31 protein-coding genes and 1 pseudogene are annotated in these 25,395 nt (G+C 53.2%); 14 read left to right on the forward strand and 18 right to left on the reverse strand.

The window, feature by feature from the left end; translation table 11 throughout:
- The 12 genes from PHP98_07705 to arsB all read left to right on the forward strand — a co-directional run.
- Nucleotides 1-246, forward strand: a 246-nt coding sequence (locus tag PHP98_07705; GenBank protein MDD5483519.1) for a hypothetical protein, incomplete at its 5' end; no start/stop codon positions are given.
- A gap of 56 nt (nt 247-302) precedes the next feature.
- Nucleotides 303-620: a metalloregulator ArsR/SmtB family transcription factor gene (locus PHP98_07710; protein ID MDD5483520.1), complete on the forward strand. Its 318-nt coding sequence runs from the start codon at nt 303-305 to the stop codon at nt 618-620.
- Between the two features lie 332 nt (nt 621-952).
- On the forward strand, nt 953-2,329 hold the full coding sequence (locus tag PHP98_07715) for a permease (protein ID MDD5483521.1): 1,377 nt from the start codon (nt 953-955) through the stop codon (nt 2,327-2,329).
- Nucleotides 2,330-2,354: 25 nt separating this feature from the next.
- Nucleotides 2,355-2,588 carry a thioredoxin family protein gene (locus tag PHP98_07720; GenBank protein MDD5483522.1) on the forward strand — a complete coding sequence of 78 codons (234 nt, stop codon included), beginning with the start codon at nt 2,355-2,357 and terminating at the stop codon, nt 2,586-2,588.
- Nucleotides 2,589-2,679: 91 nt separating this feature from the next.
- Entirely contained in the window at nt 2,680-3,144 is a 465-nt protein-coding gene (locus tag PHP98_07725) for a thioredoxin family protein (protein MDD5483523.1), read from the forward strand.
- Nucleotides 3,145-3,282: 138 nt separating this feature from the next.
- Nucleotides 3,283-3,984, forward strand: coding sequence for a cytochrome c biogenesis protein CcdA (locus tag PHP98_07730; protein MDD5483524.1), 702 nt, complete (start codon nt 3,283-3,285; stop codon nt 3,982-3,984).
- A 170-nt stretch (nt 3,985-4,154) separates the two neighbouring features.
- Nucleotides 4,155-4,397 (forward strand): DUF433 domain-containing protein, encoded by a 243-nt coding sequence (locus PHP98_07735; protein MDD5483525.1) that lies wholly within the window; start codon nt 4,155-4,157, stop codon nt 4,395-4,397.
- Entirely contained in the window at nt 4,381-4,713 is a 333-nt protein-coding gene (locus PHP98_07740; protein ID MDD5483526.1) for a DUF5615 family PIN-like protein, read from the forward strand. The genes PHP98_07735 and PHP98_07740 overlap by 17 nt, the downstream gene beginning before the upstream one ends.
- 148 nt (nt 4,714-4,861) lie before the next feature.
- Nucleotides 4,862-5,194 (forward strand): hypothetical protein, encoded by a 333-nt coding sequence (locus PHP98_07745; protein ID MDD5483527.1) that lies wholly within the window; start codon nt 4,862-4,864, stop codon nt 5,192-5,194.
- Nucleotides 5,195-5,391: 197 nt separating this feature from the next.
- On the forward strand, nt 5,392-5,751 hold the full coding sequence (locus tag PHP98_07750; protein MDD5483528.1) for a metalloregulator ArsR/SmtB family transcription factor: 360 nt from the start codon (nt 5,392-5,394) through the stop codon (nt 5,749-5,751).
- A 5-nt stretch (nt 5,752-5,756) separates the two neighbouring features.
- Nucleotides 5,757-6,560 carry an arsenite methyltransferase gene (locus tag PHP98_07755; protein MDD5483529.1) on the forward strand — a complete coding sequence of 268 codons (804 nt, stop codon included), beginning with the start codon at nt 5,757-5,759 and terminating at the stop codon, nt 6,558-6,560.
- A gap of 48 nt (nt 6,561-6,608) precedes the next feature.
- Nucleotides 6,609-7,673 (forward strand): ACR3 family arsenite efflux transporter, encoded by a 1,065-nt coding sequence (arsB, locus tag PHP98_07760; protein MDD5483530.1) that lies wholly within the window; start codon nt 6,609-6,611, stop codon nt 7,671-7,673.
- 161 nt (nt 7,674-7,834) lie between these two features.
- Here the strand turns inward: arsB and PHP98_07765 are convergent, their stop codons facing one another.
- The 18 genes and pseudogenes from PHP98_07765 to PHP98_07850 form a co-directional block, all read right to left on the reverse strand.
- A complete protein-coding gene (locus PHP98_07765) occupies nt 7,835-9,595 on the reverse strand; it encodes a VCBS repeat-containing protein (GenBank protein ID MDD5483531.1) in 1,761 nt (586 codons plus the stop codon).
- A gap of 88 nt (nt 9,596-9,683) precedes the next feature.
- Entirely contained in the window at nt 9,684-10,451 is a 768-nt protein-coding gene (locus PHP98_07770) for a HesA/MoeB/ThiF family protein (protein ID MDD5483532.1), read from the reverse strand.
- A gap of 76 nt (nt 10,452-10,527) precedes the next feature.
- Nucleotides 10,528-10,728 (reverse strand): sulfur carrier protein ThiS, encoded by a 201-nt coding sequence (gene thiS, locus PHP98_07775; protein MDD5483533.1) that lies wholly within the window; start codon nt 10,726-10,728, stop codon nt 10,528-10,530.
- 49 nt (nt 10,729-10,777) lie between these two features.
- Nucleotides 10,778-11,632, reverse strand: coding sequence for an ATP-dependent sacrificial sulfur transferase LarE (gene larE, locus PHP98_07780; protein MDD5483534.1), 855 nt, complete (start codon nt 11,630-11,632; stop codon nt 10,778-10,780).
- Between the two features lie 32 nt (nt 11,633-11,664).
- Complete coding sequence (locus PHP98_07785; protein MDD5483535.1) at nt 11,665-11,961, reverse strand: hypothetical protein; 297 nt, start codon at nt 11,959-11,961, stop codon at nt 11,665-11,667.
- Between the two features lie 119 nt (nt 11,962-12,080).
- A complete protein-coding gene (locus tag PHP98_07790) occupies nt 12,081-12,731 on the reverse strand; it encodes a nucleotidyltransferase domain-containing protein (GenBank protein MDD5483536.1) in 651 nt (216 codons plus the stop codon).
- Nucleotides 12,732-12,733: 2 nt separating this feature from the next.
- Nucleotides 12,734-13,540, reverse strand: coding sequence for a hypothetical protein (locus PHP98_07795; protein MDD5483537.1), 807 nt, complete (start codon nt 13,538-13,540; stop codon nt 12,734-12,736).
- 38 nt (nt 13,541-13,578) lie between these two features.
- The gene (locus PHP98_07800; protein ID MDD5483538.1) at nt 13,579-14,466 is read right to left on the reverse strand and encodes an alpha/beta hydrolase; all 888 of its coding nucleotides are present in this window, start codon (nt 14,464-14,466) and stop codon (nt 13,579-13,581) included.
- A 347-nt stretch (nt 14,467-14,813) separates the two neighbouring features.
- On the reverse strand, nt 14,814-15,089 hold the full coding sequence (locus PHP98_07805; GenBank protein MDD5483539.1) for a helix-turn-helix domain-containing protein: 276 nt from the start codon (nt 15,087-15,089) through the stop codon (nt 14,814-14,816).
- Nucleotides 15,090-15,093: 4 nt separating this feature from the next.
- Complete coding sequence (locus PHP98_07810; GenBank protein ID MDD5483540.1) at nt 15,094-15,438, reverse strand: type II toxin-antitoxin system RelE/ParE family toxin; 345 nt, start codon at nt 15,436-15,438, stop codon at nt 15,094-15,096.
- Nucleotides 15,439-15,758: 320 nt separating this feature from the next.
- Nucleotides 15,759-16,277 carry a 3'-5' exonuclease gene (locus tag PHP98_07815; protein MDD5483541.1) on the reverse strand — a complete coding sequence of 173 codons (519 nt, stop codon included), beginning with the start codon at nt 16,275-16,277 and terminating at the stop codon, nt 15,759-15,761.
- 95 nt (nt 16,278-16,372) lie between these two features.
- Nucleotides 16,373-16,552: pseudogene (locus PHP98_07820) on the reverse strand (cytosolic protein).
- Nucleotides 16,553-16,578: 26 nt separating this feature from the next.
- Complete coding sequence (locus PHP98_07825; GenBank protein MDD5483542.1) at nt 16,579-17,496, reverse strand: site-specific DNA-methyltransferase; 918 nt, start codon at nt 17,494-17,496, stop codon at nt 16,579-16,581.
- A 129-nt stretch (nt 17,497-17,625) separates the two neighbouring features.
- Nucleotides 17,626-18,714 carry a tRNA 2-thiouridine(34) synthase MnmA gene (mnmA, locus tag PHP98_07830; protein ID MDD5483543.1) on the reverse strand — a complete coding sequence of 363 codons (1,089 nt, stop codon included), beginning with the start codon at nt 18,712-18,714 and terminating at the stop codon, nt 17,626-17,628.
- A gap of 1 nt (nt 18,715) precedes the next feature.
- Nucleotides 18,716-20,011 carry an O-acetylhomoserine aminocarboxypropyltransferase/cysteine synthase gene (locus PHP98_07835; protein ID MDD5483544.1) on the reverse strand — a complete coding sequence of 432 codons (1,296 nt, stop codon included), beginning with the start codon at nt 20,009-20,011 and terminating at the stop codon, nt 18,716-18,718.
- Between the two features lie 88 nt (nt 20,012-20,099).
- The gene (gene cysK, locus PHP98_07840) at nt 20,100-21,029 is read right to left on the reverse strand and encodes a cysteine synthase A (protein ID MDD5483545.1); all 930 of its coding nucleotides are present in this window, start codon (nt 21,027-21,029) and stop codon (nt 20,100-20,102) included.
- 51 nt (nt 21,030-21,080) lie between these two features.
- The gene (locus PHP98_07845) at nt 21,081-22,181 is read right to left on the reverse strand and encodes a uroporphyrinogen decarboxylase family protein (protein MDD5483546.1); all 1,101 of its coding nucleotides are present in this window, start codon (nt 22,179-22,181) and stop codon (nt 21,081-21,083) included.
- 194 nt (nt 22,182-22,375) lie between these two features.
- Nucleotides 22,376-23,734 carry an NADP-dependent malic enzyme gene (locus PHP98_07850; protein MDD5483547.1) on the reverse strand — a complete coding sequence of 453 codons (1,359 nt, stop codon included), beginning with the start codon at nt 23,732-23,734 and terminating at the stop codon, nt 22,376-22,378.
- A 170-nt stretch (nt 23,735-23,904) separates the two neighbouring features.
- Here PHP98_07850 and PHP98_07855 point away from each other — a divergent pair, with 170 nt between their 5' ends.
- Together PHP98_07855 and PHP98_07860 are read left to right on the forward strand one after the other, a co-directional pair.
- On the forward strand, nt 23,905-24,396 hold the full coding sequence (locus PHP98_07855; protein MDD5483548.1) for a hypothetical protein: 492 nt from the start codon (nt 23,905-23,907) through the stop codon (nt 24,394-24,396).
- Nucleotides 24,393-25,391, forward strand: a complete 999-nt coding sequence (locus PHP98_07860) for a hypothetical protein (protein ID MDD5483549.1) — start codon at nt 24,393-24,395, stop codon at nt 25,389-25,391. Before PHP98_07855 ends, PHP98_07860 begins: the two co-directional genes overlap by 4 nt.
- Nucleotides 25,392-25,395: the final 4 nt, after the last annotated feature.

The raw sequence follows: 25,395 nt of genomic DNA on the forward strand, positions 1-25,395 counted from the left end.
TACGATTATGATGCCAATGGTTACGATCATCCCGACAATTTCATTGAAAGGGCCTGGTTTTCCATCCGTTACCGCCGCCAGATTTACAAGGACTGGCTCTACCTGGAATTTGAGCCGGGCGTATACGCCAGCCGCGAGTTTGATTTCAAGACGGAGCCGGTTATCCGCCTGAAATTTGAGGCCGTTTTCGGGGCCACTGTTTTTACGCGCGACGACCTTACCGATCAGCTTCTGCCGGACTTGTGAAAAAAACCGCGTTTTTTTTGCTTGACCTTATGCGCATATACGCATAAGGTGTGCGCGTGAACTTTCAACAGGCAATAATCCGCGCAAAAATACTGAAGACGCTCGCCCACCCGGTGCGCGTCCTGATCGTGGACAAGCTTGCGAAGGGCGAATGCTGTGTCTGCGAATTGAACGCCCTGGCCGATATTGACCAGTCCAATGTTTCCCGGCACCTTGCCCGCCTGAAAAAAGCTGGGATTGTTGCCGACCGCCGGGCGGGTATGCGGGTGTTTTATCGTTTGCAAACCCCCTGTATTTTGAACGCCCTGCAATGCGCGATTGCAGTCATGAAGACGAAATCAACAGCCAGTAGCCTGAAGCACGGGAAACCATGATAAACAAGAAGATTTTCTTGCCAAGCCGTCCGGCAATCGCCGGACCGCAAAGTTTTCAGAATCAGCGTTCACGTATAGGAATTTCAAACTTGCCGCAAAAGAGCGCAAAATCGTGGGTAGGAGCCGAACCCCTGTTCGGCGATGCATCTGGTGTTTAGAATCGCCGCATGGGGATGCGGTTCGTCCGGAATCGCCGCATGGGGATGCGGCTCCTACGTTTATCAAATACAGTTGCCGCTTTTGGCGGCCTAATTGATTTGCGCCTTTGCCTGTGCCCGAGCGCCGGCCAGGGCGAGAGAATATTTTTTGGTTGCAGATCCCGCCTTGGAGACATGAACAAAGAATGGAAAATATTCGGCGTGCTGACGGCCGGTTTCCTGGCGGCCTTTTTTCTGCCGGTTTCTTCCGTCCGTTTTCAGGGAGCGGTTCTGGAATCCCTGCGGCTGGTGAAATGGTATGCCCAGGAACATGTTCTGCTTTGCCTGGTTCCGGCGTTTTTTATCGCCGGCGCCATCGGCGTCTTTGTCAGCCAGAACACGGTGATGCGTTATTTCGGGCCGAAGGCGAACAAACTGCTGTCCTACGGCGTGGCTTCGGTTTCGGGCACGATTCTGGCGGTTTGTTCCTGCACTGTTCTCCCTCTCTTCGGCGGCATTTATATGCGCGGCGCGGGGCTGGGCCCGGCGATCGCCTTTCTTTATTCCGGCCCGGCCATTAATGTCTTGGCCATTGTGCTGACGGCGCGCGTGCTTGGTTTCCAGATCGGCCTGGCGCGCGCGATCGGCGCGATTGTTTTCAGCGTGGTGATCGGCGCGTTGATGCATTTTTTCTTTCTTAAAGAGGAACGCGACAAGGCGGCAAAAGCGCAGGACGTGTTTATGGGGGATGACGAAACTGGCGGCCGGCCGTTATGGCAGATAGCACTTTATTTTCTGGCCATGGTCGGAATACTGGTTTTTGCCAACTGGGGGCAGCCGCTTGAGACAACCGGTATATGGGTTATGGTTTTCAAGGCAAAATGGACGATCGCGTCCGGGTTTGGAGTCATGCTGGCTTTCTGTCTGTGGCGCTTTTTTGATCTGGCGATGTGGTGCGTGGCCGCCGCCGCTTTTCCGGCGGTGGTTTTGGGACTGATGTTTCCGGGTCATCCTGTTGCGGCATTTACCGCCGGCTCGGCCGGGCTGGCCGTGCTTGTTTTTTATGGCGGAGCGGAACTGAAAGATTGGGGAAATCAGACCTGGGGGTTTGCCAAACAGATTGTTCCCCTGCTGTTTGCCGGCGTGCTGGCGGCCGGATTTTTTCTGGGCAGTCCGGGCTCCGATGACGCTGGCATTATCCCGAACCGTTGGATCCAGGCGCTGGTCGGCGATGATCCGGACGTTTTCTATAACGTTGTTGGCGGCATTGGTTCCGCGCCCCGTTGGTTCGGCATGATCTGGCCGGTTTGGACCAATTTTTTCGCATCAATAGTGGGTGCGCTCATGTATTTCGCCACCTTGACCGAAGTTCCGATTGTGCGCGGATTAATGGATAGCGGCATGGGGCAGGGGCCGGCTTTGGCGCTTTTGCTGGCCGGCCCGGCGTTGTCACTGCCCAATATGCTGGTGATCAATTCAATCATAGGACCGAAGAAGACGTTAACGTATGTGGCGCTTGTCGTTGTCATGGCGACGATCAGCGGTGTTGTTTTTGGCGCGGTTATGCGATGAAAAAAACAGAAAGGAAAAAACTGGAATGAAAAAAATACAGATTCTCGGCGCCGGTTGTCCGAAGTGCAGGAAGCTCGCGGAGAACGCCGAGGCGGCCGCAAAAAAACTTGGCATTGAGTATGAAATAGAGAAAGTGACCGACATCAACGCGATCATGAAATTCGGCGTCATGATGACCCCCGCCCTGGCCGTGGATGGCCAGGTTAAGAGCGCCGGCAAGGTCTTGACGCCGGAGCAAGTGGCCGAGATGTTGAAGTGAGACCCGAATATTGCACGAATTTCGTGCAATAACGTGGTTAACCCCGCGTGAGACAAAAGCTTTCGTATCCAGAGGAGGATGAAAATTAACCATGAAATATATCAGGAGTATAGCCATTGTTGCCGCGCTGATTGTCGCGGCGGGGGCGGTCATTGCGATCAAGCAAAGCAAAAAACCGGTCGCGGCGTCCGTGCCGCCCGTGGAAACAGCCGGTATTAACGAGACGGCTTTGCAATCCTTTGCGTCGACTGAATCGCCGGCCCCGCCAGCCGGCGCCGTTCAAACATTGCCGCAACTCGTTGACCTGGGCGCGGGCAAGTGCATTCCCTGCAAGATGATGGCGCCCATCCTGGAGGATTTGAAAAAGACGCATGCCGATAAATTCAAGGTTGAGTTCATAGATGTCTGGCAGACCCCGGAGGCCGGCCGGCAGTACGGCATCCGCGTGATCCCCACCCAGATATTTTTTGCGCCCGACGGCAAGGAGCTTTTCCGCCATGAAGGGTTTTACGGCAGGGAGGATATTCTGGCAAAGTGGAAACAACTTGGGTTTTGACAAGATGAGATTCACCGCCCGCTTCGCTAGGCGCAGAGCGCGCAGAGATGAGAGAGATGGTTTATTCAAAAAAAAAGATTTTATTTTGTCTCTGCGGTCTCTGCGCCTGCGGTAAAATAATAATGTGATCGGACCTGAATAATGGAACAGCTTTTTATATTGTTAACTCATGCGGTTGAAGGTTCCGCGGCCATTGCGATAACCGCGGCGTTCATCTGGGGCATTTTGAGCATTCTGCTCAGCCCGTGCCACCTGGCCAGCATTCCCTTGATTGTAGGGTTCATTGACCAGCAGGGCAGGATTTCCACCTGGCGCGCCTTTTTCATTTCAATTCTATTTGCGCTTGGCATTTTGCTGACGATTGCCGTTATCGGCGCAGTAACAGCTTCCGCCGGAAGAATGATGGGCGACATTGGACGCTACGGCAACTACTTTGTGGCGGTAATATTTTTTATCGTCGGACTTCATTTGCTGGACGTCATTCCCATGCCTTGGTCCGGACCATCCAGGGTTGGCATGAAACGTCGCGGACTATTGGCCGCTTTTATTCTTGGATTGGTGTTCGGAATTGCGCTCGGGCCCTGCACCTTTGCCTACATGGCGCCCATGCTGGCGGTTACCTTCAAGCTGGCGGCAACCAACCTGACGTATGGAATTCTTCTGCTTCTGCTTTATGGGGTGGGGCATTGTGCCGTGATTGTGCTGGCCGGCACGTTCACGGAAGTGGTCCAGCACTATCTCAATTGGAACGAAAAATCCAGGGGCGCAGTAATCCTGAAGAAAATTTGCGGCTTGCTGGTGCTGATGGGCGGGTTGTATTTGATTTATACAGCAAGGTAATCGGGATGCCGGCCGGTTCTGCGTATCGCCACTTTCCGTTTTGCTTTTTCCCGCCAGACGAGCAAGGAAAAATAACCGGCTGTTTATGTTTGCAGACAGCGCTTGATTATGAGAATATCTTTTAGATAAGAGTTGAAAAACATTTCCCCCGAAACGGGCGGGAGGTTGTTATGAACTATCGCGATGTGATTAAGATTGAACCAGGCAAGCGCGGCGGGAAACCGTGTATTCGAGGTTTGCGTATTACTGTTGGTGATGTGCTGGGTTGGTTGGCAGCAGGTATGTCGGTGAAAGAAATCATCGAGGACTATCCCGACCTATCCGAGCCGGACATTCGGGCTTGCATTGAGTATGCCGCCGAACGTGAACGCCGCTTCATCCAATATCCGGTGAAACATGAAGCTGTTGTTTGACGCGAACCTCAGTCACAAACTCGTATCACGATTGGCCGACATATTTCCGGAGTCATCCCATGTCCGCATGGTCGGTCTAAAGGACCAATCTGATTTTGCGATCTGGAATTACGCAAAAGATAAGGGAATGACTATTGTTACCTTGGACGAGGATTTTTACGATCTGAGTTGTTACTATGGACCACCACCTAAAGTGGTCTGGATGCGGATTGGGAATCAACCGACAAGCGTGCATGAAAGGATGATCCGAAAATACAGCGCATTGATTTGGCGCTTTGAGAATGATCCGGATGCGGGTTGCTTGGAGTTGACCTAATTCAATGTATAGGAATTTCAAAGTTGCCCAATAGGTAGGGCGAGGCGTCCCTGCCGAGCCGTCTGATGAAGATCGGCTCACCCTGAGGGTTCGCCCTACCGTTTGGAAGCGGAAAAAGTTGCCCCGCTTTGCGGGGCTTAATTCAAACATGAAGGCATTAGTTGTGGTGAATGGCGGAATTTGCGGGTTCCAGTCAAGTATCCACGCCGGGAGCGAAGATTCGCAGAACGTGACCTTTAAGATCGCGAGCGCGTGCGAGAAGGCGCGGAAATTCGGCGAGGCATTGATGGCCAAGGGTCCGGTGGACGGGTATGCCGAGATCGGCGCGGGAAGCGCAGGCGTGGTCTTGACGACCGGCCGCGAGAGCCTTAAGGGCTGCTGTGCCGCCTGCGCCGTGCCGGTCGGCGCTTTCAAGGCCATGCAGGTGGCGGCGGGGGTCGCCCTGCCCAAGGATGTAACATTGAAGATCACTGGGGAGTAACGGAACTTCCGGCTTCCCGCCTCCTTCCGGCACGCGACATATTCTTTCCAACCATGCACCGCGCTGTTTGCCGGCCATTCATGCGCCATGCCACGCAACACGTCTTTTGGCCGTACAATTTTTTGTTTATTTTTATTGACGTTGTTTGCATATATGGTATATTTCTACAAATAACGAATTAACGGGGGGGGGGTCATATGCGTGAAGTGATGGATGTGTTGAAAGCGCTGGCGGATGAGAACAGGGTGCGCATTTTGTATGCTCTTCAAGGCGGCGAACTCTGCGTCTGCCAGCTTATCGCCCTGCTGGAGCTGGCGCCCTCCACTGTGTCAAAGCATTTGACTATCCTGCGGGCCGCGCGGCTTATTGACAGCCGCAAGAGCGGGCGCTGGATGTATTATCGCTTGGCAAAAGATTTCAGGCCAAATTCAGCAGGCAAGATTCTTGCCTTGCTGTTCAAGGATATGAAGAAGACCATTCGGATTATCCAGGATCAGAAGCGGCTTAAGAATATTAGCAATGAAGGTTTGGAAGCCATTTGCAGGAGGTTATTTTGAAAACCATGAAGATAAAAAACGACCACGATCGGATCAGAAAGAATGTTCGCAGCCGTTATGCGGAAATTGCAAAGGCAAAAACCAAGGGATGTTGCGCTGTTTCATGCTGTTCTTCCGCGTCGGTCAATGTTGATGCCGAATCGGCCAAAATCGGTTATTCCGCCGAAGATATGAAGGCGGTTCCGGCTGAAAGCAATATGGGGCTGGGCTGCGGAAATCCCCAGTCCATCGCAAATCTGAAAGAAGGCGAAGTCGTCCTTGATCTGGGAAGCGGCGGAGGTTTTGACTGTTTCCTTGCCGCCAGACAGGTCGGCGACAGTGGTCGGGTCATAGGAATTGACATGACGCCGGAAATGGTCAGCAAAGCGCGCGAAAATGCCGTTAAAGGAAAGTATAAGAATGTTGAATTCCGCCTGGGCGAAATTGAACATTTACCCGTGGCGGATAATTCCGTGGACATCATCATTTCAAATTGCGTCATCAACCTGTCGCCGGATAAAGCGCAGGTGTTCCGGGAAACGCACCGGGTTCTGAAACCCGGCGGACGGCTGGCCATATCCGATGTGGTTGCCGTCAGAAAATTACCGGATAAAATCAAAAAAGACTTGGCGGCTCATGCCGGATGCGTGGCCGGCGCGGCGCTTGTATCGGATATAAAACGAATGCTTGCCGACGCTGGTTTTTCCGGGGTGAAAGTTGATGTCAATGAAGCAAGCCGCGAATTCATTAAAGACTGGTTTCCCGGTACTGGGATTGAATCGTATGTGGTTTCTGCAAAGATTGAGGCTGTAAAAGGTGAAAAAGGTTAAGCCTCATGCTGAGCCGGCCGGATTGATGTCAATATTGGAGTATCGGACATGAACGAAAATATATCAAAACAACTATCGTTCCTGGATCGCTATCTGACCCTGTGGATATTTCTCGCCATGGCGGCCGGGGTTTTGATGGGCTATTTTGCGCCTGGTGTCGGCGACTGGATCGGATCCTTGCGGCCGGAGGGGACGCAAACCAGCATTCCTATCGCCATCGGCCTGATCCTGATGATGTATCCGCCGCTGGCCAAGGTGAAATACGAGGAACTGGGGGACGTGTTCCGGGACTGGAAGGTGCTGGGGTTAAGCCTGATTCAGAACTGGGTTGTGGGCCCGATCCTGATGTTCCTGCTGGCAGTGGCTTTTCTGCATAATCAGCCGGAATTCATGATCGGGCTGATCATGATCGGCATAGCGCGCTGTATCGCCATGGTGATCGTATGGAACGATTTGGCGAGGGGTAACTGCGAGTATTGCGCCGGACTGGTGGCGTTCAATTCAATATTCCAGGTGCTTTTCTACAGCGTCTATGCCTGGTTTTTCATAACCAAACTGCCGCCCCTGCTGGGCCTCTCCGGGGCCGTGGTCAACATCACCATCAAGCAGGTCGCCGAAAGCGTGTTCATCTACCTGGGCATCCCTTTTATCGCGGGCATACTGACCCGCCTGGTTCTGGTCAAGCTTAAGGGCAAAGAATGGTATCACGCGCGGTTTATCCCTAAAATATCGCCGATTACGCTGGTAGCTTTGTTGTTTACGATTGTCGTCATGTTTTCGTTGCAGGGTGAAAAAATCATCCGCCAGCCGGGGCATGTGCTTCTGATCGCCGTGCCGCTCCTGATCTATTTTGTGGTCATGTTCCTGTTGAGTTTCTGGATAAGCAGGAAGGCCGGCGCCGATTACACCAGGACGGCGACGCTCTCCTTCACCGCGGCCAGCAATAATTTTGAGCTGGCCATCGCGGTGGCGGTGGGTGTATTCGGCATCAATCACGGCGCGGCTTTTGCGGCCGTGATCGGGCCGCTGGTGGAAGTACCCGTGCTGATCGGCCTTGTGAACGTGGCGCTTTATTTCCGAAGGAAATATTTTGCGGTGGGGGAAACCGGATAAATGCATGGCGCCGATACTCAAAGCGGCGGACGATCTTTCCGGCGGGGTTTTAATGGCAGCGATTAATGCCTGAAAGGTTCCTTTTTGTTTCAATTCAACATTCCAACATTCTGCAGAATGTTGGAATGTTGTTTTAACCAAACTTGCGGCCGGGGCTGGATCTAATACGAATAAACGCCACTGCGATACGAAGCGTCATGGGTGCCGAAGACGACCGTTGTCCCGGCGCTCACGCTGAACGACACCGTGTAGGTTTTGTCGCTGGTCTTAAAGACGCGTTTTTTCTGCCATGAAAAATACTCGCCGCCGTTCATGTCAAATGCCTTGATAAAGGCCACGCTCATTTTAAGGCGCCGCAATTTGAAGACAATGGTAACATTGCCGGGTTGTTGAATCTGCTGGGGGTTGCCATCGCGCATCTTGAAGCTCAAGCCTTCAAACGATTTGGAATATTCACGGAGAATACCCAGTCCGGCTTGCCCCTTCGCCGCTCCTGATGCGCCATGGGATTCTTCCACCGTGATGGTTACATCATCCTCGTTCCCCAGGAGGAAGAAGGATTGCGGCGTATCAATGTCGTTTTGCAGGGCAGTCACGTCGCCGTTAACCGCCGCCACGCCAACCACTCCTGTTCCGGCGAGAAATTCCGAGCCGTCCAGCGCTGTTTCGTTGGTGGAATTGGGGACATATTTCACAACCAGGCCTTTATCTGAGTTAATATTGGTGGCGTCCAAGGCCAGGAACCCGACCAGGAAGCCGGCGGCATTTGTGCCGTTTGACCAGCGGATTGTCTGGTCCTGCCCGGCCGCCAGATTCTGGCCGTTGGTAGGCGACACAATCTGAACCGGCGACGGCATGGTATAAGCGGCCGACTGATAAATGGTCGCCCCAGAGGCGGCGGTAACGGTCAAGACAACATCAGCGCCTGCGGTCAGGGAAGTGGTGGCGCCGTAATATAACGGCAGAGACAGGTTAATGAGCCGCCCGTCCTCATTCGTAAAAACAACGGGAAGGCCATAGGTCAAAACGACTTCGTTCAAAAACACTTTCGCATCCGGAATGACGTTCAATTCGTCGCCGACGTAGACTGCGGCATGGGTCGTGTTTGAAACCATGTCGGCCAGGCCGTATGCCACCGGGGCATAACCCGGGGTTAATTGATAGGGGCCCTGCCTGAGATAGCCACCGGACGACATCCAGCAATACCAGCCGTTGACCGGATCATAAATCGCCGGATCATAACGTTCGTCGTTGTCAAAATCCGCCGCCAGCGGCAGGCCGGTTGTCGCCAGATCATAGACCACCGGGTTAAGATATTCCAGACTGGAGTAGAAAACAGTCCACAGATTTTGATTTACCAGGATTAAATCGTCACAGCCGTCAAGGTCAAGGTCGGCGGCCAGCGGCGTTCCGGTTGCATTGAACGCGAATGGTCCGGACGCCTGGTAACCGTATTTTGAAAAACAGACGAATAGTCCATCCTGGTTCATGACCGCCGGATCGCCGAAACCGTCCCCGTCAAAATTGCCGATAAAAGGTGTGCCGGCCATGTTCAAATTGTATGGCCCTAATGGCGCATAGCCGGAGGCTGAACCCCAAGTGTACCACAATTCGCCCGAAACCATGGCCACGTCGTTCGTGCCGTCGCCGTCCAGATCGCCGGCGGTAAAAGTTCCGCCGGAAAGCCCGAGGTCAAAAGGGGTATTCATCAGGTAACCGTTTGTGGAAAGCCAGAGGTAGCAGTCCCCGTTGATCACCAGGGCCGGGTCGGCAAACCCGTCGCCGTCATAGTCAAGTCCCAGCGCGGAAACCTGCGCCTCCGCGTCCGCAAGGCATGGTCCTGTTCCGGCGTACATGGCGCTCATCCAGCCCAGGAAACACAACGTTGTGATAAAATCATGGAAACAGTGTCTGGTAATCATAATCCGATCCCTCCGATATCATTGTTAATTGCATTGAATGGCGAAATTCACTCATTTGCATAGCATTTGCCCGGACAAAGCACAAGTTTTAACGGCGGCTGGCGCACAATTTGCAACAAGGATTGCGTTTCAACGGCACTTCCCGGAACTTCATTTTCAGAGCGTCAAACGTGAGCAGGCGATTGGTGAGCAGGTCGCCGATATCAAGCAGGTATTTGATTGCCTCTGCGGCCTGGATGGCGCCGATCACGCCGGGGACGGCGCCCAATGGGCCTTGCGGTTTGCGCGGGTCTTTTGGCGGGGAATCAAAAACACACCGGTAACAGGCCGTTTGGCCGGGAAGCACCGTCATGGTCTGGCCGGAGTATTGCGCGACGCCGGCATGGGAATAGGGCTTCTTTGCGGCATGGCAGGCGTTGGCGATCATGATTTTGGAGGGAAAATTATCGGTGGCGTCAATGACGAAATCAAAATTGCCGAGAATTGACCGCGCATTTTTTCCGGTCAGGCGGAACGGATATGTCCGCACTCGGACATCGGAATTCAAGGCGTGTAATTTTTCGGCGGCTGATTCTGTTTTCAGCCGGCCGATGTCGTCCGTGAAATGCAGTATCTGACGCTGGAGATTGCTCGGTTCCACCGTGTCGGCGTCCATCAAGCCGATCGTAAAAACGCCGGCGGCGGCCAGGTAAAGGGCCGCGGGCGAGCCCAGCCCGCCCGCCCCGACAATCAACACGCGGCTTTCAGCCAGTTTTTTCTGCCCGTCCGCGCCGATTCCGGGGAGGGAGAGATGGCGCGCGTATCGTTCGCGTTCTTGGACGTTTAAACTCAATTGTTCACCATGAAGTTTATTCATTCACCACGGATTTCACGGATACGGATAGGATAAATAATCATAGCAAAAATCTGAAATCAAAAATCGAAAATTCCTTTTATCCTCCCCCGGCAAAAGTCAGTATTTCCACGCAGTCGTCTTCCTTCAGGATATGCCCGGCCCGTTTCTCCGCGGCAATCAATTTGTCGTTCAGCAGGACGGCGACGCGTTGTTTGCCGGGCTTCAACTTTTTGACCAGGCCGGCCAGGGTTTCTCCCGGCCGTATTTCGCGGTTTTCACCGTTGACTTGAATGTTCATGGTGTTCTGTTTTTTTTGCCGAGGATGCGCGGAGGACTCAGAGTTTTTATTATAATTTCTCTCTGCGATCCCTGTGTCTTTGCGGTGAATTTTTATTCATTGTCCGGTTCAGATTTCCGCTCCGCAGGCCGGCCAAATCCAGGACGGCGTAGCTGAACCCGGTTTTGTGCGCCGCCAGCAAGATTGACTTTCTGATTAGAGGTTTCAACGCCAGTTTCAGTTCGTTTTCCGGGACCTCAATCCGCGCAATACCGCGTGATTCAACTCTTGCCCGGCAGTCGCTGAAGCCCAGCGCGCGGATTTTTGTTTCCAGCGCGTCAACCGCTTTCAAGCGCGCGGGCGTTATCGGCGTTCCGTATGGGAAACGCGACGCCAGGCAGGGTGAGGCCGGCTTGTCCGCGATTGACAAGCCAATTCGGCGCGCCGCCAGGCGGACGTTTTTTTTTGTGAATCCGCATTCCCGGAGGGGATGCCGGATGCCGTGCTCGCGGCCGGCCTTCAATCCGGGCCGGTAATCTTTCAGGTCGTCCAGATTAGTGCCGTCGGCCGTTTCCTTAAAGCCGCGCGTTCTGGCCATCTTTTGCAGGCGCGCGAACACGGCGGCCTTGCAGTAATAACAGCGGTTGGCCGGGTTGGCGGCAAAATGTTTATCCCGTGTCGTGTCAAGGGAAACGGTTTCATGCCGGAAGCCGAAAGTTTTGGCGATTTTGCGGGCATCCTCCCGGTCGCGCCGGGCCAGGGCAGGGGAGAGGACAGTGACCGCGAGCATTTTTTCCCCCAGCGTTTTCGCGGCCATGACCGCCAGGAAAGCGCTGTCCAGCCCGCCGCTGTAAGCCACCATGAGCGATTTCATTTTCCGCAGGTTTTTTTCAAGAGCCTGAAGTTTTTTTTGGATTGTTGTCATTCCTGTTTTTGATTCGCGGTTTTTGGTCTGGCTTATTTCAACAAGTTTGGATAATTCTGTCGCAACCATGCTTCCAGTTGATGCCGCAATGAGCGCGCCAGTGTCACCATTTCGCGGGCTTCGGTTTCCGAGACCAACCCGGCCCGTTCATAATCGCCGATGTTGCGTTTCTTGCGGAATGCGTCGATTTGGGCAATCAGCTCGGCGTCCATGCCGATGGTGTGAGCCAGACTTTGGATCACCCGGTAATGGTGCGCGTCCCTTGACGCCCGGTAACCGCAGGCCGCCAAAGCCAGCCGTGGCGCACTGCAATGCCGCATTATACGCAATTGCCAGTTGCCAGTCCTCGCTTAAATTTCTTGCCGCGCAGTCACGCAAGTCCCGGTCGGTCACGCCGAGCAGATCGGCAATTTCTTGCGGACTTGTCTGGTGTTCAACTAACCAGCCGCTACGCGCCCAATCGCTTAAGCTCATGCTCGCCTCCGATCAGAAATAATTTCGGTGCTGTCATTACGGTTGTTAAAAAGTGATGCCCGGCGCGTAATTTCTTCCGGAATTCAGTTTCAGAATACACGGTAGGATTCACCTCGCGGTTGATCTTTTTATGCGTTTCGTAAAGCGCGTCAATGATCTCCCTGAATGTCACTTCACCCACCACCACCACATCCACGTCGCTGTCAGCCTTCTCTGTGCCCTGTGCAAGCGATCCATGGACAAAGGCCGCCGTGATCCGGCCGGCCAGTTTATTCAGCGCCTCTTGTAACACATCGGCCACGCCAACCGTCTTGACCGTCAATGCTTTCAACTCTGCAAATACTGGCGAAGCTGGGTTGGCTTGATAGTTAACCTGATTCCCGCGTCGTGTCCGCACCAGCAGGCCAGCCTCCACCCAGCGCGCCAATTCCCGTTGCGTTGCGCCCTGGCCGATCCGGGCCATGCGCACAATCTGCCGGAGATAAAATGATTGTTCCGGTTGCGTAAAAAAAAGCGCCAGCAAAGCGCGCTGTGTTTTGCCGAACAGCGCCGTCGCTATTGTATGTTTTGAATTGCTTGTTCTCATACTGGGTGCGAACGTATCCTTTTTGGGTGCAGTTGGCAAATCTATTTTTCAATCGCAATGTTTTCAAGAAAGAGATTATTTGCCGCCTTGCTGAAGGTTCTGGGACACCATGTCTGTTCTGGAAAGTCTTTTGCCGTAATCGCCGCCGCCATGTAGGGCGAAAGATGAAGACGTTTGCGAACCTTGGTGTTATGAAGTCCATCGCGCACGGTCAAGCCGTTGCGGATGATCAGGTGATTGTCAAAGTAGATGCGCACGCCCGGTACATACGGGCGGTCTGCATCGTCAACAATTTGGTTTTTTGCCCGGGATGCGACTACAATTTCAGGCGACACCGCTTCCATGGAGCCCAGCATGACATAATTCGCAAAGTCCGGCGGGTCTCCGAGTTTCTCAATTCCCAGCCCGATGGTTTGTTTGCCATTTTCGCGAAGCAGTGCAAGCGATTTAAGCATGCCGTCTTGACGAATATTATGCCATGCCGCAAGGGGCGTGGAATGAACCACCCACCTTGGGTCTGTGGAGCGCACACGGTTTTCATCCGGAGTTTCTTCCAGTGCCTGTGCGATAAAAGTATCAAGATTAATAGACTCAGGACACAAGATGATGACGTTCCGTTTGTGTCGCTTGTTATATATCAGGAAATCAGCCAGATGACATTTGAGGTCAGGAGTGTCGGCGCCGAGGATGAATGTGAACGGCCCGTTCTTTCCGCCTCCACAGCAGCAGTTCGTGCGGTTGATTCCGTCAATACGAAAGCATATCCATTCCGGGCCATAGCGTCCGTCAGCCGAAAACGGGTTTGGATTCGCCGGTGTCCAGTCCGCTGGTGACTTGTAGTATTTCATTCGTGGATAACCGGTTGTCAAATGGTTTGGCATTTTTCTTACTTCTCTGCCGGTGCTACCGGCGCAAGTCCAAGTGCTGCCAAGCCGCTTTCGACAGCGGCAAAAAAACGATCCGGTTGTTCCAGCCAAGGGAAATGCCCGGCCTTCTCAATTATGATGAGTTTTGACCCGCTGATCCCAAGATATATCCTTTCGGCCTGCAGTGGTGAGGCGCGATCATCGCTGGCACCCGCCACAATAAGGGTTGGAACTTTAATTTTCGCGAGCGGAAGAAGATGGGCGCCTCCTTTGTTGGATGCGGCCATCCCTTTGAAAGCTGGAAGCGAGAAAGATTTGTCCATAGCTTCCAGCTTCTTGAAGTTTGCGGCATTATGGAAGGCAAACCGTAACGTGGAATGCAACGCCGCACAAAAGACTTTTTCGTCCTCTTTCGCCCGAGGATCGGAGGTTGCCCGGGTTGCCTCTTCATACCAAGATTCATTTCGTCGTTTCATCTGGCGTGCCGCAACGTCTTTTCGCCACTCCGCATCCTGGGCTACAACGGAGTCCAGCAGTACCAATCCGCAACAACGGTCTGGATAGGCAATGGCATAGTGCATAGCCAGCCACCCGCCCATGGAATGTCCAATAATCCAAACCCGTTCCTGCCGCAAGTGGGCGCGCAGGGCATCAAGGTCAGCGCTAAACTGATCATATTTGTAATCGGTTGCGTTGGGCGGACGTTCGGAACGTCCGCTGCCGCGGGTGTCGAGGTAGACAATTGTGAAGAACCGTTCAAGCCGACACAAAGTTAGGAAATACAAGTCCGAACTTGGGCCCCATCCAGGCGTTGGGAAAATACAAACAGGGCCAGAACCAGATACCTTATACCATAGCTCCAATCCGTTAATTTTTGCCGTGAATTCACCTGTATCCGGATGTTTCATATTCTCTGATTGTCCGCATGATAAGCTTACTGGCCCAAGCACACAAGAGCTGATTACCGTCAAAAGAATAAATGCACGAGATCTGTTCAAAGAATAATTCCTTCCGTTCTTATTCTTGTTTCACGGTTGTTATTGTCTTATCAAGTGGTAAATCAACTTTCTTTCCGTCTTTTTTTACTATTTTCCCGGGTGCGCCGACTATCGTGCTGTTGGAAGGCGCGTCATGCATATAATAGCATGAAGGCCGGGATATAAAACAGGCTGTAATCCGCGCGCGGCAGGATCATTTCTATAGATTGCTTTTAAATCATCAAACATACGCCGTCCTCAAGAAATAAATGGTTTGCTCAGGCAATTTTCAAGGTTAGTTTTTTCCCAACTGCCTGTGCGAAGCGTTCAAGCGTAGAAAGCCTGATGTCTTCCGCGTGGTTTTCAATTCGGGAAATAGCCGACTTTTTTGTGCGGAGTTTATCCGCCATTTCCTCCTGGGTTAATCCGGCTTTCTCCCTTGCCATACGCAGAACAACACCAATTTTGAATTGTTCATAGCCGGATTCAAAACTCTCGGCAAATGCCGGAGAGCGTCTTTTTCTTTTCTCTATATATTTATCCAGATCATCCATGGTTTCACCTTCTTGTTTGATGCTCCGATCTTCGTTGCTTTGCGAGTTCAATTTCGCGTTGCGGGGTTTGCTGGCTTTTCTTTTGAAATGAATTGGTCAATACAATCATGTTTTGACCGTGACAAAATCCCAAGAGCCGATATGCATCGTGCCCCACCTCAGCCCTGATTTCCCAAATATCTTCAGTTCCTGTCAGTTTCTTGAAATATTGGGCAGGAACGATATCCATTTCGCGAACCAGCCTCAAAACCCACGTAATCTTTTGTACGGTTTTATCGGGTAATTCATCCAAGTGGTCTCGCACGGGACATCTACCCGATGCCGTCGTATAGAAGATAATTCTCTTCATAAAATAAAGTTAACATATTCGTGAACAATGTCAATGTTTTTTTTAAGCTGAATATGTCTTTCAAGAAAGAATTTATTCGCCGCTGTGCTTTTTGTTTTTTGCCCGGGATGCGATCACAATTTCGGGTGACGCCGCCTCCATAGCGCCCAGCGTAACGGACCATAGCGTCCGTCAGCCGAAAACGGGTTTGGATTCGCCGGTGTCCAGTCCGCTGGTGACTTATAGTATTTTATTTGAGTATAACGGGGCGTCTAATTATTGGGCTTGGCGTCTAAAAATGACGCCGAAACTATTTCAACGTTGCACATTCATTCCGTTTTTTACCTGAATGCAACGCCGTTTTCCATGGCGGCCAGGACGATCCGGGCGCAGGCCTCGGCGTCCGAATCGGCCCGGTGGTGGCACAGCGGTATTTCCAGGCGGCGGCAGACGTCGGAGAGTTTGGTCGGGTAAATGCGCCAGACCCGCCGGGCAAGCGTCATCGTGCATTCATAGCGAATGCGCGGCGGAGTTACGCCCGCCTGCGCGCAACACGCGTTAAGGACGCTGCGGTCAAAGCCGGCGTTGTGCGCGGCGACGAATTTTGCGTCCTTGAGATGTTCTTCAAGCAGTGGCCATATTTCCCGGAAAGTCGGCTGATTCCTGACGTCTTCCCATTCAAGTCCGTGTATATACGTAAATTCAAATTCCTGCCGGGGCGGCCGGATAAGCTGGTAAAAGCGATTGACAATTTCGCCGTTTTCAATGGTAACGACGGCCACGGCGCAGGCACTGTCGGCGCCGCGGTCGGCGGTTTCAAAGTCAATGCTTGCAAAACGCGCTGAAGTTTTGTTTTTCATGCATCCATGATCAGCGTTTTTTTATGATGTTGCCGGGAAGAATATTTTCACTGTGGCTGGCAAACCAGGAAGATGGTTTTGTCGCTGGATGATCGTTATTCTACTTTCTTGCCCGAGTTAAACCGGACAAGTTTTTCCCATAGAATTGATCCGCCGGAGGAGCAGTATTCTTTGGAAAATTCAAGGGTGAATTTATTGATGACTTTGGAATATTCTACTTGAAACTTTTCATTCTTATCTTTTGCCTTATGACCGAGCGGTTCGATAATGTCGGTATTTCAGTTGAAGCGCCAAAAGATTCTCAAGCCTTCGCTTGTGAAACTTGTGTATATTTGGTTCGATGAAGTTTATGATCTCTTTTTTTGTTACTTTTCCCATAATTTGCCCTCTTTTCGCATAGCATCATTTCAATCGGGTTAATTTTTTCTTTGGTAAGTTTAACATAATCATGCAAAATATCTATTCCGACTGAGTTTCTCCCAAGTTTCTGTGCCGCAACGCATGTTGTTCCACTTCCAACAAATGGATCAAGAACCCAATCGCCCTCTTTTGTAAAGAGTTTAATGAACCATTCCGGGATAGCGCGCGGAAAAGTTGCGCTATGGTTTCGGTTGTCCGTCTCAGTGGCGAGGTGCAGAACGTTTGAGGGGTAGGCCTTATCTCTTCCGATCCAGTTCGCGATATTCTTCCCGAATCCACTGCCAACCTGAGAATCGAACCGAATCACATCGTTCTTTCCGAGATGTTTTAATCGTGTCTCGGCCCATTTTCCCATTGGTACCATAACGTTTTCTTGAAACATCTGAAAGTTCTTTGATTTGTTGAACTGCAAACAACGTTCCCATGCATCTCTGAATCTGTTTGGCCGCTTTCCAGGATGACAATTTCGTTTGTGCCAAATAAATTCCTCTGTCCATAACCATCCTTGCTTGCGCAGCTCCAAAATGAGTTCGATGACATAAGTGTGTCGCTCACCGTCAACCACTTTTTCCTTTATATTGAGTATAAATGTGCCGGTGGGTTTTAATACCCGGAGAAATTGTTCGCTCTTTACGAGAAACCATTCTACATATTTGTCTGGTTTAATCCCTCCGTAGGTTTTTTCCCGACAGTCCGCATACGGCGGGGAAGTGACTATCAGATCAAAGAAATTATCAGGATAGTCCAGAAGAATATTGGCGCAATCGCCGGTTTTAATTATGCTTTTGACTGTTCGCATGTTTGTTCTTATGCCGTGAGTTAGCTGACGTACAAATTATTTTTTTTTATCCCTGAGATTCAAAGGTTATCTCAATAAAACGCATTGTCAAATTTCTTTATTTTATTGTTAACCGCTCGCGCATTCTGTTCAGGGGATGACAATCCATCCTCCCCCGAGGACTTCGTCGCCGCGGTAAAAAACCGCGGCCTGGCCGGGCGTTACGGCAAACTGCGGTTCGTCAAAAACAACGCGGGCCCCGCTGTTTTCCGTCGTCACCTGGCAATGGACTCCGGCCTGACGATAGCGCAAACGGGCCAGGCCGGCAAACTCTTTTGCCGGCGGTTTTTTTGCGATCCAGTTGATATCCCGCACGGATGTTTGCAATGCCAGGATTTCATTCCGCTCGCCTATGACAATCGTGTTGTTTTTGGCGCGGATTTCCTTCACATACCGCCGGCCGGCGCCGCCGCCCAGTCCACTGCGCTGGCCGATGGTATAATGGATAATTCCGCGATGCGTTCCGATGCGTTTCCCTTTTGTGTCAAGAATCGGGCCGGGGCGCCCGGGATGACCCGCAAACAGAAAGGAATGGTCGTCCTTTTGCAGAAAATCGCGGCTTTCTTTTTTTTCCGTCACGCGCGGGAGGCCGATTCTTTTCGCTTCCGCAATGACATCGCGCTTGAGCCGGTCGCCGAGCGGGAAAACTATTGCGGCCAGCTGGGCCTGATTCAGCCGGTGGAGAAAATAGGACTGGTCCTTGGCGGGGTCAATGCCCTGCCGGAGAAGGAAGAGTCTTTGCCGGGCATCGTAATCTACCCGCGCGTAATGGCCCGTGGCAAGCAGACCGCAGTTGAAGCCGGTTTTCGCGGCCGCTTCCCGGAGAGCGCCGAATTTAATCAGCGCATTGCAGACGACGCACGGGTTGGGCGTGCGGCCGGCCAGATATTCCCGCCGGTAATAACCGAGCACTTTATCCTCAAATTCATCGGCCAGCGGGATCACTGCATGCGGAATTTCCAGATAAGCGGCGGCCGCGCGCGCCGCGTCAATCTCCTGCGCCTGCCCCGGACCGAAGCAGGCGGAACATTTTTTGTCATCAAAGCTGATCCGGCCGCTTCCTAGTTGCATGGTAACGGCCAGGACTTCATACCCCGCGCGTTTAAGCAGGGCGGCCGCCACAGCGGAATCCACGCCGCCGCTCAACCCCACTGCGATTCTTCTTTTGTCATTCTGCATTCTAACTTCTGCATTTCTTCAAGGCCTGGTCTATGTCCGCCTTGATATCTTCAACGTCCTCAAGTCCGATGGAGAGCCGGATATAATCCGGTGTAACGCCGGCCGCCAGCTGTTCGGCCGCGCTTAATTGCTGGTGCGTGGTGGAGGCCGGATGAATGACGAGGCTTTTGGCATCGCCGATGTTCGCCAGGTGCGAGAGGAGTTTTACCGAATTGATGAATTTTTTTCCGGCCTTCAGCCCGCCCTTGACACCGAATCCGACCAGCCCGCCAAACCCGTTTTTCAGATATTTGGAGGCCAGCTTGTGGTTGGGATTGTCCTTCAGTCCCGGATAAACGACCCAGCTTACTTGGGCGTGTTTTTTCAACCAGCGGGCGATGGCGAGCGCGTTTTCTGAATGTTTTTGCTGGCGCAAGCCCAGGGTTTCCAAGCCCAGCAGGAACTGATGGGCATTGAAGGGGCTCAAGGCCGCGCCCAAGTCGCGCAGGAGTGTAACCCGCACTTTGAGAATAAAGGCTGCGTTGCCCATGCCGGGCACATTCTTGAACGCATCCCAATACACTAATCCGTGGTAACCGGGGTCCGGCTCGGTGAATTCCGGGAATTTGCCGTTGTTCCATTTAAATCTGCCTGAATCCACAATCACGCCGCCGATGGAAGTGCCGTGGCCGCCGATGTATTTTGTGGCGGAAGACGCGATGATGTCTGCGCCGTAATCAAAAGGCCTCGCCAGGCCGATGCCGACCGTGTTGTCCACCACCAGCGGAATGCCGTTTGCATGCGCGATTTTTGCCAATGCCCCAAAATCGGGCACATCCAGTCCGGGGTTGCCGATGGTCTCAATATAAATTGCCCGCGTTTTTGAAGTGACCGCCCGGCGAAACGATTCCGGCTTCTGCGCGTCCGCAAATTTAACAAAACGCCCCAGCTTGGGGAACATGTAATGGAAGAGCTGATAAGTGCCTCCATAAAGATTGCTGGCGGCTACAATTTCGTCCCCGAGGCGGGTGATGGCCAGCAGGGCGCAGGAAATGGCGGCCATGCCCGAGGCCACGGCCAGCGCGCCGGAGCCGTTTTCCAGGGCGGCCACGCGTTTTTCAAAAACATCAGTAGTCGGGTTCATCATCCGCGTGTAAATATTGCCGGATTCTTTCAGGGAAAACAAATCGGCCGCGTGTTTTACGCTTTTGAACACAAAGGACGTGGTCTGATAGATGGGGACGGCCCGCGCCCCGGTGGTTGGATCGGGCTGTTGCCCAGCGTGCAGTCCCAACGTGTTAAGTCCTTGTTTTTTCATGTTTTCTCCGTGGTTTTGTTTGTATTTTGCGCGAATATTCAAACGGCGAGAATTCTGCATTGGCGGTTGAAAGATTCCGTTCGGCCTTTTACGCTTCGTCCTTGTAAAGCGGCGTGGAAAGATAGCGTTCGCCGAAACTTGCCGCAATGGTAACGATCCTTTTCCCTTTCAGGTTGAATTTCCGGATCGCCTTTGCCACGGCGCAGATGTTGGCGCCGGTGCTGATGCCGGCGAATACGCCCTCTTCCCGCGCCAGGCGGCGCGCCCATTGAAAGGCCTCGTCATTGCTGACCGCGACTGTTCCGGCCAGCAGCGAAAGATCCAGGTTTTTGGGGATGAATCCGGCGCCGATGCCCTGGATTTTATGCGGTCCCGGCTTGCCGCCGCCGATGACTGCGGAATCGGCCGGCTCCACCGCAAACGCTTGGAAACTTTTATTGAGCCGCCGCAGATGACGGCTGATGCCGGTGATTGTGCCGCCGGTGCCGACCCCGGTTACAATGGCGTCAATTCTGCCGCCGGCATCCTCCCAGATTTCCGGTCCGGTCGCGGCCTCGTGAATGGCCGGGTTGGCCGGGTTTTCAAATTGCTGGGGTATCCAGCTTTCCGGCAGGGCGGCGGACAGTTCCTTCGCCTTTTCAACGGCGCCGCGCATGCCTTGTTCGGCCGGTGTTAGAACCAGTTCGGCCCCCAGAGCCTTCAGCATGGCGCGGCGTTCCACGCTCATTGAATCCGGCATGGTCAGGATGAGGCGGTATTTGCGCAGCGCGCAGACAAAGGCCAGCGCGATGCCGGTATTGCCGCTGGTCGGCTCAATGATGACGGTCTGCGGCCGGAGCAACCCGCGTTTTTCGGCGTCGGCAATCATGGCGGCGCCGATGCGGTCCTTGACGCTGGAGTAGGGGTTGTGCGATTCCATTTTAAGAAAAACTTCCGCCTCGTCCGGAGCAATCAGCTTGTTGATCCGGAGCAGCGGCGTGCGCCCGATCGCGGCGATAATGTCTGGTTTGACGTCCATATTTTCCTTTTCCCGGCGCAATGCGGACGGTTGCCCCGTTAACTGTCTATCTTACCGGTATTCCTCTATCGTATCGGCAATTATGCGGCAGTAATCAAGATTGCCGTCGGGCGGCACTTGGTCCGCGCTGCCGACAACCAGCCGGCCATCCGTCCAGAGCGCGTCCAGCAGGCGCTTGGTATGGGCGCGGATGCCGTCCGCGCTGCAAGATTTGGCAAACATCGCGCCCGGGATACCCCCCCATATAATCGTCTTTGGATTGGCGGCCAGCGCGCGAAGTTCTTCAATTGCAACGTCGCCCACCGGCAAAGGGGTTATCGCCTCAATTCCGTCAAAACCGCACGCCGCCAGTTTCGGCAAAAGCCCGCGCACGGTGCCGTCAAGATGCACCACCGCGTATTTGCCGGCTTTGTGAAGCTGGCCAATTCGCTTCCGATAATATTCTTCCATGTAATCCTTGAAGTACGAGGCGCAATTGCCGCTGTCAAGATTATCGCCGAAATGCAATAGTTCAGCCGGTCCGGATACAACACAATCAAAACCGCCGTTATTTGCCTGGTCAATGGCCGCCAATGTGTCCGCAACGGCTTGCGGCTCGTCGGTAACAAGATAGATCGTGGTCATAACCCCGCACCAGTCCGCCAGCAATGCCGGCAGGGGGCTGCGCGGCACGGCTGAAATCGGCGTCCCCGCGCCGCCAAGCGTTTCCGACATTTGCTCATAGTTTTTTTTAACCGGCTCAAAACGCATGCGGCGCGCCACGTCCTGAACCACCTTCAAATCATCGGCGGTTTTCACGGCATATTCCGTGCGGGCCCAGCAATAGGCGGTCGGCACATACTCCCTTTTTTCCCGCAATACGCCTTTTGGCGTGCGCCATTCTTTTATCCGTATTCCGGATGATTCGTTCGTATGTTCTTCCACGCCGTCATAGCGCAAGGTATAGGTTGTGCCGTTCAAGCAATAATACGCGCATACGCCCAAATCCTTATGCAGGCGAATATATCCTGCTTCGCCCTGGTATTTTTCCGGCAATTTTCCCTGAATTTCCATGGCGTTATACCAATAGGAAATATCCGCCAGCCAGGCCGGTTTGTCAGGTTTGATTCCTCTGAACGGAGCCATTAATCTTTCGCGCGGGGGCATCGGCATTTGTTTTTTTCCTTTCAAAACATGACTCGTGGCAGCCAGACGGGCGATTTAGTTTTTGAGCGCAGCCGGATTTGAATTGTCCATTTCTCCAAAACCTATGATACCTATTTTCAATTCCGGATTTGTATTCATTGTTATTGCGGCGTTTCCAGTGTGTTGATTTAACGGAACCGTCTGATCGCTCCGTATTTTGTTTACCCCCTGAATTTTTTGATAAATCCATCCCGCATCAGGGCGGCGGTCATTGACCGGGAGCGCTTGATCATTTTACGGGCGTTGGCCATCAGTTCGTTCCGGGTCATTTTTTTCCGGGCCAGTCCCTGCTCCTGGGCCTTCATGCCGACTGCGGCCGCCTCGCGCGGAAAAACCTCCCAGTCGTCCATGGAGGGAATAATATGTTCAACGTCAAGATTTTTGCCCATCATCCCGGCCAGGGCGTCGGCGGCGGCAAAACACATTTCATCGCTGATGGTTTTGGCGCGCACATCCAGCGCGCCGCGGAAGATTCCGGGAAACCCCACCGAGTTGTTCACCTGGTTCGGGAAATCGGAGCGGCCAGTGGCGACGATGGCCGCGCCCCCGTCCTTGGCTTCCCAGGGCCATATTTCGGGGATCGGGTTGGCGCAGGCGAAAACAATGGCGTCTTTTTTCATGGCGCCGATCCATTCCGGCCGGATGATGCCGGGGCCGGGATTGGAGCAGGCGATTACCGCGTCCATCTCCCGCATCGCCTCCGCTATGCCGCCGGAGCGTTGCTCGGCGTTGGTGGCCAGACAAAGCCGCCATTTATGCGCGAACTTGTCTTTTGCAGCCGCAATATCAACGCGGTTTTTATGGAGAATACCCTTGCTGTCAACCACCATGCATCCGGCCGGGTCGGCCCCGCGTCCGAAAATGAGCCGCGCGGCGGTTGTGTTTGAAGCGCCGCTGCCGATAAACGCGATCCTGGCATCGGCTATTTTTTTTCGCGTAAGTTTCAGGGCGTTCAGGAGTCCGGCCAGGATGACGGTGGCCGTGCCCTGCTGGTCGTCGTGCCAGACCGGTATTTCCGCCTTTGCCCGCAGGGTATCCAGGATTTGGAAACATTTCGGCTGGGCAATGTCCTCAAGATTTATGCCGCCGAATGAGGGCTGGAGCGCAAGCACGATGTCAATAATCCTGCCGGGATCCTTTTCGTTCAGGACAATCGGAAAAGCGTCCACCCCGCCGAGGTATTTATATAACAATGCCTTTCCCTCCATGACGGGCAGGCCCGCTTCGGGCCCGATATCGCCCAGGCCGAGCACGCGCGTGCCGTCGCTGACCACGGCGACCGTGTTCCAACGGCTGGTCATTTCAAAAGAGAGGTTTTTGTCGTTTGCAATGGCCTTGCAGGCCGAGGCGACTCCCGGTGAATACCAGACGGCGAAATCATTGAAGTCCTGCACGCGGCATTTGATGCCGGTTTCAATTTTTCCCTGGTAAAAAGGGTGCATGCGCAGGGCCTTTTCCGCCGGCTTGCCCGCCTTTTTTATTAATGACTGGGGATTGATCCGCCGATTTTTTGTTTTCATGTTGTTTTCTGTTTTTTTTCCGGAAATTTTACGACAAGACAAAATAATATATAATCGGTTCTGCCGGTAAGCAAGTGATAAACGCGGAACAATTTAAATATGGACAAGCATGCCGGTGATCAGTAAGAATACCCGGCAATCATTTGTGTGCAGTTGTTTCAAGCCCCGACATGAAAAAAATATTTCCGGCATTGGCTTTTGCGTTGCTTATCGGCGGGCCCGGGATTGCCGCGGATGGCGAACAACCCGTGTCCGCCCAGTTCAAGGTAAAGGCCGTCAGCCTCGCCGTCAAGGCCGGCCTGAAAGCTTACATGGCAAAGGCGGACTTTCCGTCGTTGAAAAGCGGAAAGATAACCGAAATTAACCGCATGAGCGCGCCGCAATTTGCGGCGGAGTATGATCGGGCCTGGCGTGTCCTTGAAAAGTGCCCCGTCCTGGTTGCAAAATACAATTTGCGGCCAAATATGGCTAAACCGGAAGTCCTTAAAATCATGGGGCGTTTGACGCGGGACGAATGCCTGGAGGCGGTTGACAGCATTCCTGACGCGGTAATTGTTGAGCAGTTGACTGGCTGTTTGAATGGCCCTGAAATGCAGGATAAGCCGTACACGGAGCGGATTAATATCCTCATGGAAAAAGTTTTTACCAGGAATGGCGGATGAATGCGCGTGTTCATAGCGTCGGTTTCCGCGCGAAGCCGGCCCGGCTGGCCGCGGGGCTGATAATAACGGCCTTGTGCGTGGTGCGCCCGCTTGTTTTGCCGGCAACCGGACTCGCCCAGTCTCCGGTTGATTTGGATTGCCGGGAACGCTTCACCCCCAATCTGCCGGCGTTGATTCTCAAGTATGAGGTTACTTATCGTCTCTTCCGGCTGAACCTGATGCATCTGGCTGACGCGGTTGTGTCCGCCGCGGACGGCGAATGGTTTAACGAGGCCAGCGGCGAATGGTTGCCTGCTTATTTTCTTACTTTCAGTCTGGACACCCTTGAAGACCCGTCCGAGTCCGGCCGCAGCCGTTATGCGATTCATAACCGGCTTTCCACCGTTCTGATAAAGCCCACCCTCAAGCCGCTTTTCTTTGCCAAGCGCGACTTGATGCGCGTGGATACGTTCTACAACAAGGTCTCTATAAATAACATGGAAATTTTCAGCGTTGAAGCCGGGAAATACGATTACGTAAAGAACGATTTTATCGCCCGCGCCGTAATCACCAACATGCCGCATTTTGCGAAACTCATTGAACAGCGCGGCGAGGTGTTCCGGTTCATGAAGGCAATCTCCGCCGCCTACGCCGGCGACACGAACGGACTGGCCGACCTTGATAATTTTACGCTGTCAATTTTCACCGACAACGCATTTGTGCCTTTCGCGGTTGATGTTGCGCCGCAATTGAGGAAACTGGAGGCGCTTGACAAAAAATACAAGGCCCTGCGTTTTAACGCCGTGCCCGCGCCCGGTTTTTCCGGCCGGGGCCGGGTTTTGTCGGCCTGGGTGGCGCCGTTCCGTTATGTGGCGGAAATGGAGAATGACGCGGAACTGCGCTGGCTGGCGAATGAGACTTTTGAAATGGGGATGATTCCGCTCAGGGCGGAATACGGCTTGAAACTGGGCACGGTGCGCTGCGAACTGGTCGCCATCGGCCTGAAGCGGCAATGACGCC

It is taken from the genome of Kiritimatiellia bacterium (assembly GCA_028715905.1).
Taxonomy (GTDB): domain Bacteria; phylum Verrucomicrobiota; class Kiritimatiellia; order JAAZAB01; family JAAZAB01; genus JAQUQV01.

Excerpts from the sequence above, each read along its gene's own strand:
- PHP98_07750 (MDD5483528.1), top strand. The coding sequence starts at position 5,392 with ATGCGTGAAGTGATGGATGTGTTGAAAGCGCTGGCGGATGAGAACAGG.
- mnmA (MDD5483543.1), bottom strand. The coding sequence starts at position 18,714 with ATGCAGAATGACAAAAGAAGAATCGCAGTGGGGTTGAGCGGCGGCGTG.
- PHP98_07825 (MDD5483542.1), bottom strand. The coding sequence starts at position 17,496 with ATGCGAACAGTCAAAAGCATAATTAAAACCGGCGATTGCGCCAATATT.
- PHP98_07850 (MDD5483547.1), bottom strand. The coding sequence starts at position 23,734 with ATGAAAACAAAAAATCGGCGGATCAATCCCCAGTCATTAATAAAAAAG.
- PHP98_07805 (MDD5483539.1), bottom strand. The coding sequence starts at position 15,089 with ATGGATGATCTGGATAAATATATAGAGAAAAGAAAAAGACGCTCTCCG.
- PHP98_07735 (MDD5483525.1), top strand. The coding sequence starts at position 4,155 with ATGAACTATCGCGATGTGATTAAGATTGAACCAGGCAAGCGCGGCGGG.
- PHP98_07720 (MDD5483522.1), top strand. The coding sequence starts at position 2,355 with ATGAAAAAAATACAGATTCTCGGCGCCGGTTGTCCGAAGTGCAGGAAG.
- PHP98_07860 (MDD5483549.1), top strand. The coding sequence starts at position 24,393 with ATGAATGCGCGTGTTCATAGCGTCGGTTTCCGCGCGAAGCCGGCCCGG.
- PHP98_07845 (MDD5483546.1), bottom strand. The coding sequence starts at position 22,181 with ATGCCGATGCCCCCGCGCGAAAGATTAATGGCTCCGTTCAGAGGAATC.
- PHP98_07855 (MDD5483548.1), top strand. The coding sequence starts at position 23,905 with ATGAAAAAAATATTTCCGGCATTGGCTTTTGCGTTGCTTATCGGCGGG.
- PHP98_07745 (MDD5483527.1), top strand. The coding sequence starts at position 4,862 with ATGAAGGCATTAGTTGTGGTGAATGGCGGAATTTGCGGGTTCCAGTCA.
- PHP98_07770 (MDD5483532.1), bottom strand. The coding sequence starts at position 10,451 with ATGAATAAACTTCATGGTGAACAATTGAGTTTAAACGTCCAAGAACGC.
- PHP98_07810 (MDD5483540.1), bottom strand. The coding sequence starts at position 15,438 with ATGAAGAGAATTATCTTCTATACGACGGCATCGGGTAGATGTCCCGTG.
- PHP98_07755 (MDD5483529.1), top strand. The coding sequence starts at position 5,757 with ATGAAGATAAAAAACGACCACGATCGGATCAGAAAGAATGTTCGCAGC.
- PHP98_07795 (MDD5483537.1), bottom strand. The coding sequence starts at position 13,540 with ATGAAATACTACAAGTCACCAGCGGACTGGACACCGGCGAATCCAAAC.
- PHP98_07835 (MDD5483544.1), bottom strand. The coding sequence starts at position 20,011 with ATGAAAAAACAAGGACTTAACACGTTGGGACTGCACGCTGGGCAACAG.
- PHP98_07715 (MDD5483521.1), top strand. The coding sequence starts at position 953 with ATGAACAAAGAATGGAAAATATTCGGCGTGCTGACGGCCGGTTTCCTG.
- PHP98_07725 (MDD5483523.1), top strand. The coding sequence starts at position 2,680 with ATGAAATATATCAGGAGTATAGCCATTGTTGCCGCGCTGATTGTCGCG.
- PHP98_07765 (MDD5483531.1), bottom strand. The coding sequence starts at position 9,595 with ATGATTACCAGACACTGTTTCCATGATTTTATCACAACGTTGTGTTTC.
- PHP98_07815 (MDD5483541.1), bottom strand. The coding sequence starts at position 16,277 with ATGAAAAACAAAACTTCAGCGCGTTTTGCAAGCATTGACTTTGAAACC.
- PHP98_07740 (MDD5483526.1), top strand. The coding sequence starts at position 4,381 with ATGAAGCTGTTGTTTGACGCGAACCTCAGTCACAAACTCGTATCACGA.
- PHP98_07800 (MDD5483538.1), bottom strand. The coding sequence starts at position 14,466 with ATGAAACATCCGGATACAGGTGAATTCACGGCAAAAATTAACGGATTG.
- cysK (MDD5483545.1), bottom strand. The coding sequence starts at position 21,029 with ATGGACGTCAAACCAGACATTATCGCCGCGATCGGGCGCACGCCGCTG.
- larE (MDD5483534.1), bottom strand. The coding sequence starts at position 11,632 with ATGACAACAATCCAAAAAAAACTTCAGGCTCTTGAAAAAAACCTGCGG.
- thiS (MDD5483533.1), bottom strand. The coding sequence starts at position 10,728 with ATGAACATTCAAGTCAACGGTGAAAACCGCGAAATACGGCCGGGAGAA.
- arsB (MDD5483530.1), top strand. The coding sequence starts at position 6,609 with ATGAACGAAAATATATCAAAACAACTATCGTTCCTGGATCGCTATCTG.